Here is a 14,473-nt window from a genome sequence, read left to right on the forward strand (position 1 = left end):
CCTCTTCTCTCAACGGAGCTTCGGGTCGAGGGCGTCGCGCACCGCGTCGCCGAGCATGATGAACGCCAGAACGGTGAGGCTCAGCATTCCGGCGGGGAAGAACAGCGCGAACGGCGCCGTCCGGATCACCTTCTGGGCGGAGGAGATGTCGATGCCCCAGGAGATGGTCGGGTCCTGCAGACCGATGCCGAGGAAGCTCAGCGTCGCCTCGGCGGCGATGTAGCCGCCGAGCGCGATGGTGGCGACGACGATCACCGGGGCGACCGCGTTCGGCAGGATGTGCTTGAACATGATCCGCCAGGTGCCGGCGCCGAGCGCCTTGGCGGCCGTCACGAAGTCGGCCTGCTTGACCGTGATCACCGAACCGCGCATGACACGGGTCATCTGGGTCCAGCCCAGGGCGACCAGCGCGAAGACCACGCTCCAGACGGTGCGCGAGGTGAAGGCGTTCAGGACCACCAGCGAGCCGAGCAGCAGCGGGATGCCGAAGAAGATGTCGGTGATCCGGGAGATGATCGTGTCGACCCAGCCGCCGAAGTAGCCGGCCAGCATGCCGGTGAGGCCGCCGATGACGGTCACACCGGCGGTGACGCAGATGCCGACGATGATCGAGGCGCGGGCGCCGTGGACGACGCGGGCGTAGATGCTGCGGCCCTGGAGGTCGTAGCCGAACCAGTCCGCCTGGAAGAGGTGGCCGTAGTTCGGCTTCGTCAGGTAGTGGTTGCGCAGGTCGCCGGCCCGCGGGTCCACCGAGGTGAACAGACCGGGCGCGATCGCGATGACGATCAGCAGCAGGATCAGCAGCGCGGAGATCACGAAGATCGGCTTGCGCCGCAGGTCGTGCCAGGCGTCGGAGCCGAGGCTGCGGGGCTTCTCGGGCTTGGCGGCCGCGGTGGCGGCGCCGCCCTGGGCCGGGATCTTCCCGGCGGTCTTCTTCTCGGTCAGGTCAGGCATAACGGATCCTCGGGTCCAGGACCGCGTAAAGCAGGTCGACGATCAGGCCGGCGGCCAGGTAGACGATCACCAGGAAGGCCACGAAGCCGGAGACCGTCGAGCCCTCCTTCATGTTGATCGCTTGGTAGAGCGCGTGGCCCACACCCTGGACGTTGAAGATGCCCTCGGTGACGATGGCGCCGCCCATCAGGGCGCCGAGGTCGGTACCGAGGAAGGTGACCACCGGGATCATCGAGTTGCGCAGCAGGTGGGTGCCGATCACCTTGCGCCGCGGCAGGCCCTTGGCCACCGCGGTGCGGACGTAGTCGGCCTTGATGTTCTCGGCGATGGAGGTGCGGGTGAGGCGCGCGACGTAGGCCAGCGAGAGCGAGCCGAGCACGACGGCCGGCAGCACCATCTGGGTGATGTCGTTGCTGTCCTGGACGGTCGGGGTGACCCACTTCAGGTTCTGCCCGAAGACCGTCTGAACGATGAAGCCCAGCACCGGGACCGGGATCGAGATCAGCAGCAGGGTCATGACCAGGGCGCCCTTGTCGAAGAGCTTGCCGCGGCGCAGACCGGCGTACAGGCCGATCCCGATGCCGAGCACGATCTCGATGGCGAACGCGAACAGCGCCAGCTGGACCGTGACCGGCAGCGCCTCGGTGATCTTGTCGAGCACCGGGCGTCCGTCCAGGCCGGTGCCGAAGTCACCGGTGAACAGCTTCCCCATGTAGTCGAGGTACTGCTGGACCAGCGGCTTGTCGAAGCCTTGCTGGTGCCTCAGCGCGGCGAGCTGCACCGGGTCCGGCGCCTTGTCGCCCCACAGCGCTGCCAGCGGGTCACCGGGCAACAAGTGCACCATGAAAAAGATGAGTGCGGTCGTTCCGAGGAACACCGGGATCATCTGGAGCAGTCGCCTTGCGACAAAGCGCCCCATCGTGCCTCCATGTATGACTCTGCCGGGCCCGTCAACCCGGCAAGAGATAAGTCGGCGTGCCAACGGCCGGTGCCAGTCCTCGCCCTTGTGGGGATGGACGGGCACCGGCCGTTGTCACCGGGTCAGGCGGTGCCGACCGATTACTTCTTCTTCTTGACCTCGACGTCGGTGTAGACCGGGTCGCCGAAGGAGTTGAACTTCACGTTCTGGACGTTCTTGGAGTAGCCGGAGCTGGTCTTGTAGTACCAGAGCGGGATGGCCGGCATGTCCTTGGCCAGGACGGCCTCGGCCTGCTGGTAGTACTCCGCGGTCTTCTCGACCGTGGTGGCGGCGTCCGCCTCCTTCGACAGCTTGTCGAACTCGGAGCTGGAGTAGCTGCCGTCGTTGGCCGCGGCACCGGTGCCGTAGACGTCGCGCAGGAAGTTGGCGTTCAGCGGGTAGTCCTGCACCCAGCCGGTACGCATCATGCTCTGGACCTGCTTGCTGGTGACCAGGTCACGCGAGGTCTTGAAGTCCGGCTTCGGGTCACCGAGGCACTCGACGCCGACCGACTGGCGGATCGAGTTGCAGACCGCGTCCACCCACTCCTTGTGGCTGCCGTCGGAGTTGTACAGGATGGTGATCTTGCCGCCGGGAACGCCGCCGCCCTCGGTGATGAGCTGCTTGGCCTTCTCCGGGTTGAACTTGCAGGCGTCGCCGCAGGTGCCGGCCTTGTAGCCCATGACGCCGGGCGCCACGAACGAGTCGGCGGGGATGCGGTTGCCGTTCAGCACGGTCTTGGTGATGGTGTCGCGGTCGATCGCCATCGAGAGGCCCTGACGGACCTTCTCCTTGCCCGGGGCGTTCCAGTCGCCCTGGTACAGCGCGAAGGAGATGTTCTGGATGGCGCCCTGCGGCTGGTCGACCGCGCGCTTGCCCAGGTCGTCCTTGTACTTCGGCAGGTCGGTCGAGTCGACCTGGTCCAGGACGTCCAGGGTGTCGGACATCAGGTCCTTGTACGCGGCCTCACCGGCGGTGTAGTTCCGGAAGACGACGCCGCCGTTCTTCGGCTTGTCGATGCCCGTGTACTTGTCGTAGGCGGCCAGCGTGATGGCCTTGTTGTGCTCCCACGAGACGAACTTGTAGGGGCCGTTGCCGACCGGCTTCTGGCCGTAGCCGGCCGGGTCGGTGAAGAAGCCCTCGGGCAGCGGGAAGAAGGCCGAGTAGCCGAGCTTGTACGTGAAGTACGAGACCGGGGTGGACAGTTCGATCGTGAAGTGGGTGTCGTCGACGACCTTCAGACCGGACATCTCGGTGGCCGTCGGGTCACCCTTGTCCTTGTCCGGGTGGACCGCGTCGTAGCCGACGATGTCGGAGAACCAGTCCGAGTTGATCTGGTTGTTCTTCGGGTTGGCCGACCAGTTCCAGGAGCTCACGAAGGACTTGGCGGTGACCGGGGTGCCGTCGTGGAAGGTCCAACCGGACTTCAGCGTGACGGTGTAGTTCTTGGCGTCGGTGGTCTCGATCTTGTCGGCCACCTGGTTGCGCAGCGCACCGGTCGCGGGGTCGTAGTCGACGAGGCCCTTGAAGAGCTGCTTGACGATACGGCCGCCCTGGTTCTCCATGGCGTTGGCCGGCTGGAGCGGGCGCTGCGGCTCCGCGCTCTGGTAGCTGAAGCTGGCGCCCGGGTCGACCGCAGCGCTGTCGGAGCTGCCCCCGGAGGAGTCGCTGCTGCTGCACGCAGTCGCAGCGAGGGCGACAGCAACAGCTGCGACAACCCACTTGGCCTGGCTCGCACCGCGCATCGGTGTGCCTCCTGAATTCGACGTTGCAACGAGGAGGGCACTGCGGAACGGTTCCCACCGGACCCGCTGTGCCGTCCGCGCTCGTGGTTTCGGCGCGCACCCCTGCGCGTTCACCCTTGACCCGAGCCTGACTGCACCCACTATCCGTCACGCACGGACACGAAAGTGACCAGTGACGATCTCAATTAGGTCACATGAACAGTCGGTAAGTTTCGAAAACCGGACATTTGAGACATAGCCAGACAGGCACCAAACGGACAGTCGTCACGGATGACGAACTGTCACGTCCGCTCAGCGGACACCTGGGTGTGATGAGCGCTATTCCGTGAATAGCGGCCCCGACAACTTGGAGTAGTTGAAAAAGTTCGCCCCCCTCTCCATGGGAAAGGGGGGCGAATCATTCCGGCCAATGGCCGTTCAGTGCGTCCGGATCACGCCTTCTTGGCGCGCGAGGCGGTGCGACCGCGGTCCTTCTGGTCGAGGACGACCTTACGGATGCGAACCGTCTCCGGGGTCACCTCGATGCACTCGTCCTCGCGGCAGAACTCCAGCGACTGCTCCAGCGAGAGCTTGCGCGGCGGGACGATCGACTCGGCCACGTCGGCGTTCGCCGAGCGCATGTTGGTGAGCTTCTTCTCCTTGGTGATGTTCACGTCCATGTCGTCGGCACGCGAGTTCTCACCGACGATCATGCCCTCGTACACCTCGGTGCCCGGCTCGCAGAAGAGCACGCCGCGCTCCTGCAGGTTGGTCATCGCGAAGGCGGTGACCACACCGGCCCGGTCGGCGACCAGCGAACCGTTGTTGCGGGTGGTCAGGTTGCCGAACCACGGCTCGTGACCCTCGTGGATCGAGTGCGCGATGCCGGTGCCGCGGGTGTTGGTGAGGAACTCGGTACGGAAGCCGATCAGGCCGCGGGACGGCACGACGAACTCCATCCGGACCCAGCCCGAGCCGTGGTTGGACATGTTGTCCATCCGGCCCTTGCGGATGCCCATGAGCTGGGTGACGGCACCCATGTGCTCCTCGGGCACGTCCACCGTGAGGCGCTCGACGGGCTCGTGGGTCTTGCCGTTGACCTGCTTGGTGACCACCTGCGGCTTGCCGACGGTCAGCTCGAAGCCCTCGCGGCGCATGGTCTCGATCAGGATGGCCAGCGCCAGCTCACCGCGGCCCTGCACCTCCCAGGCGTCCGGACGCTCGGTGTCGAGCACGCGCAGCGAGACGTTGCCGATCAGCTCGCGGTCCAGGCGGTCCTTCACCTGGCGGGCGGTGACCTTGCGGTCCACCTTGACGCCGGCCTTGGCGTCCGCGCCCTTGCCGCTGCCGCCACGGCCGACCAGCGGCGAGGTGTTGGTGCCGATGGTCATCGAGATGGCCGGCTCGTCCACCGTGATCAGCGGCAGCGCGATCGGGTTCTCCGGGTCGGCCAGGGTCTCGCCGATCATGATCTCGCCGATGCCGGCGACGGCGCAGATGTCACCGGGGCCGGCCACCTCGGCCGGCTTGCGGGTGAGCGCCTCGGTCATCAGCAGCTCGGAGATGCGGACGTTCTGGATCGAGCCGTCACGCTTGATCCAGGCCACGGTCTGGCCCTTGCGCAGCTCGCCCTGCTCGACGCGGAGCAGCGCGATGCGGCCGAGGAAGTTGTCGGCGTCCAGGTTGGTGACGTGGGCCTGGAGCGGGGCGTCCTCGTCGTAGCTGGGGGCCGGGACGTGCTCCAGCAGGGTGGAGAAGAAGGGCTCCAGGCTGGTGCTGTCGGCCGGGACGGTGCCGTTCTCCGGCTTGGTCAGCGAGGCGACGCCGTCACGGGCGCAGGCGTAGACGATCGGGAACTCGATCTGGTCCTCGTCCGCGTCCAGGTCCAGGAACAGGTCGTAGGTCTCGTTGATGACCTCGTCGATCCGGGAGTCCGGACGGTCGGTCTTGTTGATGCAGAGGATGACGGGCAGGCGGGCGGTGAGCGCCTTGCGGAGCACGAACCGGGTCTGCGGCAGCGGGCCTTCGGAGGCGTCGACCAGGAGGACGACCGCGTCCACCATCGACAGACCGCGCTCGACCTCGCCACCGAAGTCGGCGTGGCCCGGGGTGTCGATGATGTTGATGGTGATCGGCGCGCCACCATCCTTGGGGTGGTACTTGACCGCGGTGTTCTTCGCGAGAATGGTGATGCCCTTCTCGCGCTCCAGGTCGTTGGAGTCCATCATCCGGTCATCGAGCTGCTGGTGGGCTGCGAAGGCGCCGGCCTGCTTGAGCATGGCGTCGACCAGCGTGGTCTTGCCGTGGTCGACGTGGGCGACGATGGCGACGTTACGGATGTCGTTGCGCGTGGGCATGCCTAGCGGATTCTCCCGGAATCGTGGGTTACGGCGCCCGGCCGCGAGACGCGCACTTGCGGCCCTTTCGGCCGCTGCCACCCGTTCCGCCTGCTACTACCGGTCCACCCGCCGGGCATATCGACATGCCTCGGCTTCCTCCTATCGTACGGGGAAGCGCCCAGGTGAGCAGAAACGAGCAGGTCGCAGGGGATCAAGATCACAGGCGGATCACACGGCGGCCACCCGGCGACCGGGCTCCGGCCCCCTTCCGTTCGTGCTCCGACGGCCCGGCCCACGCACCGGGCGGACGCCCCCGGAGCGGTCTCCGGGAGGCGTCCGCCGACGCCGTGCGCCGCCCCGCCGGGGAAGCCCTACCCGCCCCAGCCCACGTCCTGGAAGCGCGGCCACCCGAAGCCGTACGCGCCCGCGCCGACCACCCCGGTCCGGACCCCGACCAGCTCCGGCCGCTGGTAGAGCGGCACCGAGTGCCCGAGCTGCCAGATCCGTACGTCCGCCTCCTGGAGCAGGTCGAGCCGGGCCGCCGGGTCCGGTTCGGCGGCCGCCCGGTCGAACAGCCGGTCGATCTCCTCGGTGCCGCCGCGGCCGAAGTTGCCGCCCGGGTCCGGCACGCCGTCGGGATCCGGCCGGGGCTTGGCGTAGGCGGGGCGCTGTTCGCTCGCCGGGCTGGGGCCGACCGGCCGGGAGAAGAGCGCGAGGTCGTAGTCCCCGGCCGCCAGGTGCTCCCCGACGAAGGACTCGGCGGGCACGGGCACCTGCCGCACCGCGATCCCGGCGTCCCCGAGGCCGGCGGTGAGCGCGTCGGCGGTGCGCTTGGCGGTCGCCGAACCGGCCGGGAGCAGCAGCGAGAGGGAGAGCGGCTTGCCGCCCCTGCTCCGGACGCCCCCGCCGGTGGGCCGCATCCAGCCCGCCTCGTCCAGCAGCAGGCCCGGGTCCGCCTGGTCGACCGCGCCGCTGTTGTCCCGGTAGCCCTCCTGGTCGCCGGCGAGCAGGTGGCTGCCCAGCGGTGCGGCGGGCAGGCCGAGCGGAGTGAGCGCGGCGGCGGCGATCCGCTGCCGGTCGACGGCCCGGGTGAGGGCCCGGCGCACCAGCGGGTCGGTCAGCGGGGCGCGCTCGGCGTTGAGGGTGAGCTGGGTGAGCGAGGCTGCGGCGGCCCGGTGCACGGTGACGCCGGGCAGCGACTCGGCCCGCCGCAGCGCCAGCGCCGCCGACTCGGGCGCGGCCTCGGGCGGCGGCGCGACGGAGGGTGAGGCGGAGGCGGGAGCGGTGGAGGCATCGGCGGCCGGGGCCGGCACCGCCCGGTCCACCGCCGCGGTGAGCGGGGCGACGTCCAGCCGGTCCTGGTCCAGCGCGTCCAGCCGCTGCTCGGGCGGCGAGGCGAGGAAGTCGATCCGGTCGGCCTTCGCCGGCTCGCCCCACCAGAGCGGGTTGCGCACCACGGTGACCGTCCCGCCCTCGGCGTCGTACCGGGAGAGGGTGTACGGCCCGGCGCTCGGCCGGTCGCCGCCGGTCAGCGCCCGGTCGAAGTCGGCCGGGGTGGCCGTCTCGGCGGCCGGGTAGAGCGGCCCGAACAACGAGCGCCACTCCGCGTACGGCCGCCGGAAGGTCACCCGCACCTCGTGCGGGTCGGCGCCCGGGGCGACCGACTCGACGGCGTCGTAGCCGGCCGCCCGCCCGCCCCGGTACGCGGGGTCCAGGCCGGACAGCGCGGTCCGCTGGGCGTCGAGGTCGGCGGCCGAGACCGGGGTGCCGTCGCTCCAGACGGCGCGCGGGTTCAGCCGGTACGTCACCACCTGTGGCGACTGCCCGGGCGGGGTGGACTCGGCGCCCTCCAGGTAGTCCGGGTCGGGGGCGAGCCGGCCGTGCTCGTCGGGCCGGAACAGCGAGGGGTACAGCGCGTGGGCGAGCAGCGCCGAGTCGGCGGTCGCCGCGCCCTGGTAGACGTTCAGCGTGGCCGGGACGCGGTCGAGGGCCCAGCGCAGCGTGCCGCCGTCCCGGACGGCGGCGCGGTCGACCGGCCCGACGCCCCCGGTGGTGGCGGTGGGTTCGGCCGGGGCGGGCACGGCGGCGGGGGTGCGGGCGGGGCCCGGGTCGTCGGAGCAGCCGCCGAGACCGGCGGCGAGCAGCAGCGCGGCGGCTGCGGCGGTGAGCTGGCGGACGCGCATGGCGGCCATCGAACGCCGCGCAGGGCGCCCGGCCCGTGCCGACACGGCGGGCGGCCGGGCGACTGCACCCGTCCGGCCCACCGCTCCGGGCCGTTACAGCCCGAGCTCGAACCAGACGATCTTGCCCTTGGGCGTGCGCCGACTGCCCCAGCGCTCGGCCAGCAGGCTGACCAACTGCAGGCCGCGCCCGCCCTCGTCGGTCTCCTGCGCGCGCCGCTGCCGGGGCTGCGCGTAGCCGTCGTCCCAGACCTCGCAGACCAGGCCGCGCTCGCGCAGCAGCCGCAGCCGGATCTCGCCCCGCCCGTGCTTGAGCGCGTTGGTGACCAGCTCGCTGACCAGCAGCTCGGTGGTGTCGACCAGCTCGTCCAGCCCCCGGGCGAGCAGCCAGCTGCACGCCAGCTCGCGGGCCTTGGCCACCGAGGTGGGCTCGGGCGGCAGGAACCAGTTGCCGACGGCGTCCTCGGGGAAGGCGTGCACCTTGGCCATCAGCAGGGCGATGTCGTCCTCGCCGTGGTGCGGGTTGAGCTCGCCGAGCACGTGGTCGCAGAGGTCCTCCAGCCCCTTGCCCCCGTCGGAGAGCGCGGAGCGGAAGGCCCGCAGGCCCTCGTCCAGCTGGTGCTTGCGGCTCTCCACCAGGCCGTCGGTGTAGAGCGCGAGCACGGCTCCGTCCGGGAGGGTCAGCTCGACCTCCTCGAAGGGCTCGCCGCCGACGCCGAGCGGCAGACCGGGCGGCACGTCGAGCATCCGGGAGCTCTCGCCGGGGCTGAGCAGGACGGGCGGCAGGTGGCCGGCGTTGGCGAAGACGCAGCGGCGGGTGACGGCGTCGTAGACCGCGTAGACGCAGGTCGCCAGGTAGACCTCGCGGGCCTCCTCGTCGGCCGTCGAGGTGAGCCGCCCGTACGGGGTGGGCGGGCCGGCCGGCACCGAGTCGTCGCCGAGGCCGCGGGCGATCTCGTCCAGGGCGCCGAGCACCTCGGCGGGGTCGAGGTCGAGCATCGCCAGGGTGCGGACGGCGGTGCGCAGCTGGCCCATCGCGACGGCGGCGCGCAGTCCGCGGCCCATCACGTCGCCGATGACCAGCGCGGTGCGGTTGCCGGGCAGCGGGATGACGTCGAACCAGTCGCCGCCGACCTCGGTGTTGTTGTTGCTGGGCAGGTAGCGGCAGGCGATCTCCAGGCCGCTGGCGGCCGGGTTGCCCGGGGGCAGCAGGCTGCGCTGGAGGATCAGCGCCCGCTCGTGCTCGCGCCGGTAGAGCCGGGCGTTGTCGATGCAGACTGCGGCGCGGGCGACCAGTTCCTCGGCGATCGCGACGTCGCGGGCGTCGAAGGGCTCGCTGCCGATCGCCCGGGAGAGCTGGACGAGGCCGAGCACCTGGTCGCGGGCGACCAGCGGGACGATCAGGGTGGAGCGCAGCAGCGGGTCGCGCCCGGGCTCGGGGACGACGCTGCGGCCGGTGCGCAGCGCCCGGGCGTGCGGGGAGCGGCGCGGGTAGCAGAGGGTGCCGCCGGCCTCGGCGATCGGCAGGCCGGTGACCGAGCCGAGCACCGAGGAGGCGCCGCCGACCACGCTGGAGACGGCGACCCGGCGCAGTTCGCCGCTGCCGTCGGTGAGCACGGTGTCGCCGAGCCGGCCGGCGCTGGGCACGGTCTCGCCGGAGAGCAGCGCGGTGTAGAGGTCGACGGTCGCGAGGTCGCAGAACGGCGGGACGACGACGTCCAGCAGTTCCTTGGCGGTGGTCTCCAGGTCGAGCGTGGAGCCGATGTGCGCGCTGGCCTCGTTGAGCAGGGCCAGGTTGCGGCGCACCCCGTCGGCCTCGCGCTCGGCGACGTGCCGGCTGGTGACGTCGGAGACCTGCCCGGCGACGCCCATGGTCTGCCCGGCGGAGCCGTTCAGGCGGTACAGCGAGACGGCCCAGAGCCGGTTGCCCTCGCGGGTCGGGACGGCGCCGTGGAAGCGCAGGTCGAAGACGGGCTCGCCGGTGGCCACGACCTTGCGCAGGGCGGCGGTGAGCCGGTCCGCCTCGGACGGCGGGAAGAGGTCGTGCGGGGTGAGGCCCTCCAGGTCGGTGGGGACCAGTCCCATCCCGGAGGCGAAGGCGTCGTTGACCCGCTGCAGCCGCAGCCGGTCGTCGAACAGCACGAAGCCGGTGGGCGTCTGCCCGAAGACGGCCTCGGAGGCGGCCAGGTCGGTCTCGATCCGGCGCAGCCGCCCGAGGTCGACGGCCAGGCAGGTGGCGCCCGCGGTGGGCAGGGCGCTGTCGGGCATCAGGTAGAGCTCGGCGAGGCCCTCGCCGCCGTCGGCGTCCCGGTACGGGGTGGTGCCGACCCACTCCTCGCCCGCCAGGGTGCGCTCCAGCCGGGCCCGGCCGCGCTGCCAGAGCTCGCGGGGGACGAAGGTGGTGACCGGGTCGGCGCCGACGGCCTCGGCGGCCGGGATGCCGAAGAACTCGGCGGCGCGCTCGCTCCACTGGCTGATCCGCCCGTCGGGGCCGATCGCGAAGGTGGCGACCCGGATGTAGTCGTAGATCGAGCCGGGGTCGCCGGCGCCCCAGGCGCGGTCCTCGGCGACGGGGTGGTGGCCGCGCCCGGCGACCGCGCCGTCCGGTACGGACAGGTGCGCGGAACCGGCCTGCCCGGGTACAGCGGCATGACCGCTGCTGCTCGGCGACACGCTCCGCGCCGGAGTGCTGTTCAACGGACCGACCCCTCCAACCCGCGACCGTCCGGATGTCGAGAAGACCGAGTATTCATCATCGAGGGGTACGTTCACACGCCCTCAACATCACAACATCAGATCGGGCGAAGGTTTTTGTCCTACCGCCCGCGCAACCACAATGCCACGCTCGCGCCCCCTTCCGGAGCGCGCGCTCCCCCTGAGCGCCCGATGGCATATGCGACCCCGCTCCCCTGCTGTTCGTTCCGCTCACGATCCATCGGGCTCACTACCCGGCAGCGCCTGCTCGAACCAGACCACCTTGCCGATGCCCTCGGCCCGGGCGCCCCAGCGCAGTGCCAGCCGGTGGACCAGCTCCAGACCGCGCCCGCCCTCGTCGGCCTCGGCCGCGTGCCGCTCCCGGGGCGGGTCGGGCAGCGGGTCGGAGATCTCGACCAGCAGCGTCTCACCGAGCGTCAGCCGCACCCCGATGGGGGCGCTGGCGTACCGGATGGCGTTCGTGACCAGCTCACTGACCAGCAGCTCGGCGGTGTCGGTGAGCTCCTCGACGCCCCACTCGACGAGGGTGGCGCGGACCAGCCGGCGGGCCCGGGAGACGGCGGTGGGCTCGGCCGGCAGGGTCCAGCCCACCGTCGGGGTGCCGGCCTGGCCGTGGCCGAGCCGGGCCAGCAGCAGCGCGACGTCGTCCGGCTCCCGGCCCTGCTCCATGGTGTCCAGCACCGCCTCGCAGGCGGCCTGGATGGAGGCGTGCGGCCCCTGGAGCACGGTGACCAGCCGGCCGAGGCCGACGTCCAGGTCCTTGTCCCGGGACTCGACCAGGCCGTCGGTGCACAGCGCCAGCAGGCTGCCCTCGGGGATCTTCAGTTCGACCGACTCGAACGGGACTCCGCCCACCCCGAGCGGGGCACCGGAGGGCAGGTCGAGGATGCGGCCGGCGCCGCCGGGCAGCGGGCCGCCGGTGCGGGTCGGCTCCGCGGCGTCCTCGCCCGGCACCACCAGCACCGGCGGGATGTGCCCGGCCTTCGCGACGGTGAGCCGGGCCGTCGCCGGGTCGAAGACCGCGTAGACGCAGGTGGCCAGCAGCGCCTCGTCCGGGCCCTGGGCGAGGTCGTCGGCCAGCTCGTGGACGTGCCGCAGCAGGACGTCCGGCGGCAGGTCGAGGGCGGCCAGCACCCGGACGGCGGTGCGCAGCCGTCCCATCGTGGCGGCGGCCCGCAGGCCGTGGCCCATCACGTCGCCGACCACCAGCGCGGTGCGGTCGCCGGGCAGCGGGATGACGTCGAACCAGTCGCCGCCGACCTCGGTGCCGCTGCTGCCGGGCACGTACCGGTAGGCGACCTCGACGCCGGTGGGCTGCGGGACCTGCTGCGGGAGCAGGGTGCGCTGGAGGGTGAGCGCGGCGGTGCGCTCGCGGGCGTAGAGGCGGGCGTTGTCCAGCGAGCTGCCGGCCCGGTCGGCCAGTTCGACGGTGAAGGCCAGGTCGTCCCGGTCGAAGCCCTCGCGGTAGCCGGCCCGGCTGACCAGCAGCAGGCCGATCACGATGCCGCGGGCGCGCAGCGGCACGACCAGCATCGAGTGCACGCCCAGGTCCCGGGCGGCCTGCATCTTCGGGTCTCCGGGGTAGGTGACGTCGTCCAGCTGGTCGGCGCCGGACAGCAGCTCGGGCACGCCGGTGCGCAGCACCCGGCCGCAGACCGACTCCTCGGCGAAGGTGATCCGGGCGCCGCGGCGCAGCATCACGTCCACCTCGGGGCCGTCCTGGACGGAGGCGGTGCCGAGCTGGAGCAGCGAGGTGCGCCGGTCGTGGCCGTGCCGGGGCAGGTCGTCACCGTGCGCGACGGCCTGGAGCAGGACCACCGCCGAGTGGTCGGTCAGCCGGGGGACGACCGAGCCGGCCAGCTCCTGGGCGATCCGGGAGGCGTCCAGCAGGTCGCCGACCCGGGAGCCGAACTCGTTGAGCAGCGAGAGCCGGCGCCGGGCGTGCTCGACCTTGGCGACCGCCCGGTAGCGCTCGGTCACGTCCATCACGGTGCCGGAGATGCCGAGCACCCGGCCGGAGCGGTCCGTCATCCGGCTGTAGGAGATCGAGCGGTAGCCGGCCCGGGTGGTGACCGGGGAGGCCAGGGTGACGTCGATGACCGGCTCGCCGGTGGCCAGCACCTGGCGCTGGATGGCGGTGATCTCGTCGGCGGCCCGCTCCGGCAGGGTCTCGCCGGTGGTGCGGCCGACGTGGTCGTCCGGGGCGACGCCGTTCATCTCGGCGAGGGTCCGGTTGACGGCCGTGTAGCGCAGGCCGGTGTCCATGATGGCGATGCCCAGCGGGGACTGCTCGAACAGCGCGTCGCGCACCGCGAGGTCCCGTTCGACGGCCTGGACGGCGGCCGCCTCGGCCATGTTGACCTGGAGGAACGGGGTGCCGTCGCCGTCCACCAGGAGGGAGATCCGGGCGTCCACGGCGACCGGGGCGCCGTCCCGGTCGCGCAGCTCGGCGTAGCCGGCCCAGCGGCCGTGCCGCAGGGTGTCCTGGATCGCGCCCCGGATCCGGGCGACCTGCTCCCGGTCGGGGATCAGCTCCTCGATCCGGCGGCCGACCAGCAGCTCGTTCGGCCAGCCGAGCAGCTCCTCGGCGGCGGGGCTCCAGAGCACCACCCGGCCCGCGGTGTCCAGGATCGCGATGGCGACCTTGAGCATGTCCAGCAGGCTGCCGCCGGCGGGCGTGCCGGGGGTGCCCGTGGCATCGGCCGGACCGCCGGGGAAGGGCCGGGCGGGGCGTCCGCGCAGGCCGCCCCGGGTGCCCGGCTCGGCCACCGCCAGGGTCGGCGCCGGCTGGTCGGGCCGTACGGTGTCGGGCCGCGCGGTGTCGGGGGCCTCGACGGTGCCCCGGCGGCGGGCGGCCGGCGACTGGGGGGCGGCCGGACGGGCGGCGCGGCGCAGTCGGGCGCGGGCGGCGGCGCTCCCCGCGGAGCCTGCCCGCCGCTCTCCCCCGCCGCCGTTCCCGGTACTCGACACCGACGGGGCCTCCGGCTCTGGTCGGGATCGGCGTCGCCGGCTGGGGACGGCTCACCGATGGTGACGAATAGTGCCGAAAAGTGACATACCCAGCAGCATCCAGGCTATCCCGGCCCCCGGGTCGTCTTGTCCGATTGACCTACCCGGCGGACTGCGCGTCGCCCACCGCCGACGCGCTGTCGGCGGCGCCCGCCGGGGCGCCCGCGAGCAGCCGGGCGACGTGCGGCAGCACGTCACGGTCGTGGTCGATCCAGTCCACGGCGTCCAGCTCGTCCGGGCCCAGCCAGCGCAGCGCGTCGTGGTCCTGCAGTGCGCGCGGCTCGCCGGACAGCAATTCGGCGGCCCAGAAGCGCAGCTCCAGGCCGGGGCGCACGGCCCACGCGCCCGGCAGCCGGACCAGCGCACGCGCCCGGACGCCGAGCTCCTCCAGCAGCTCCCGCTCCAGCGCCTGCGCCTCGGTCTCCCCCGGCTCGGCCTTCCCGCCGGGGAACTCCCACCGGCCGGCCACCGCCTCGGGCGCGCTGCGCCGGGCGGCGAGCACCCGGCCGCGGTGGACCAGCGCACCGCCGACCACGATCCGGGGCGGGGCGGCGGGGGCGTCGGCGGGGGTGGGGTCGTGGGTCGCGTCCATGG

General features: G+C 72.1%; 8 protein-coding genes. All 8 read right to left on the minus strand.

Annotated elements, in window-relative coordinates; all coding sequences use genetic code 11:
* Positions 1-9 precede the first annotated feature (9 nt).
* A complete protein-coding gene (locus ACWDD9_RS19340) occupies positions 10-954 on the minus strand; it encodes an ABC transporter permease (RefSeq protein ID WP_082345928.1) in 945 nt (314 codons plus the stop codon).
* Positions 947-1,873, minus strand: a complete 927-nt coding sequence (locus ACWDD9_RS19345; RefSeq protein WP_049654878.1) for an ABC transporter permease — start codon at positions 1,871-1,873, stop codon at positions 947-949. The genes ACWDD9_RS19340 and ACWDD9_RS19345 overlap by 8 nt, the downstream gene beginning before the upstream one ends.
* A 140-nt stretch (positions 1,874-2,013) precedes the next feature.
* Positions 2,014-3,657 carry a peptide ABC transporter substrate-binding protein gene (locus ACWDD9_RS19350; RefSeq protein ID WP_380777417.1) on the minus strand — a complete coding sequence of 548 codons (1,644 nt, stop codon included), beginning with the start codon at positions 3,655-3,657 and terminating at the stop codon, positions 2,014-2,016.
* A gap of 431 nt (positions 3,658-4,088) precedes the next feature.
* Positions 4,089-5,993, minus strand: a complete 1,905-nt coding sequence (gene typA, locus ACWDD9_RS19355) for a translational GTPase TypA (RefSeq protein WP_049654883.1) — start codon at positions 5,991-5,993, stop codon at positions 4,089-4,091.
* A 353-nt stretch (positions 5,994-6,346) separates the two neighbouring features.
* Positions 6,347-8,158 carry an ABC transporter family substrate-binding protein gene (locus ACWDD9_RS19360; protein WP_449812136.1) on the minus strand — a complete coding sequence of 604 codons (1,812 nt, stop codon included), beginning with the start codon at positions 8,156-8,158 and terminating at the stop codon, positions 6,347-6,349.
* Between the two features lie 93 nt (positions 8,159-8,251).
* Positions 8,252-10,852 (minus strand): SpoIIE family protein phosphatase, encoded by a 2,601-nt coding sequence (locus tag ACWDD9_RS19365; RefSeq protein ID WP_375874154.1) that lies wholly within the window; start codon positions 10,850-10,852, stop codon positions 8,252-8,254.
* A gap of 228 nt (positions 10,853-11,080) precedes the next feature.
* On the minus strand, positions 11,081-13,840 hold the full coding sequence (locus ACWDD9_RS19370; RefSeq protein WP_380780016.1) for a SpoIIE family protein phosphatase: 2,760 nt from the start codon (positions 13,838-13,840) through the stop codon (positions 11,081-11,083).
* A gap of 139 nt (positions 13,841-13,979) precedes the next feature.
* Complete coding sequence (locus tag ACWDD9_RS19375) at positions 13,980-14,471, minus strand: NUDIX domain-containing protein (protein WP_449812137.1); 492 nt, start codon at positions 14,469-14,471, stop codon at positions 13,980-13,982.
* Positions 14,472-14,473 lie beyond the last annotated feature (2 nt).

This window comes from Kitasatospora sp. NPDC001119 (assembly GCF_053598475.1).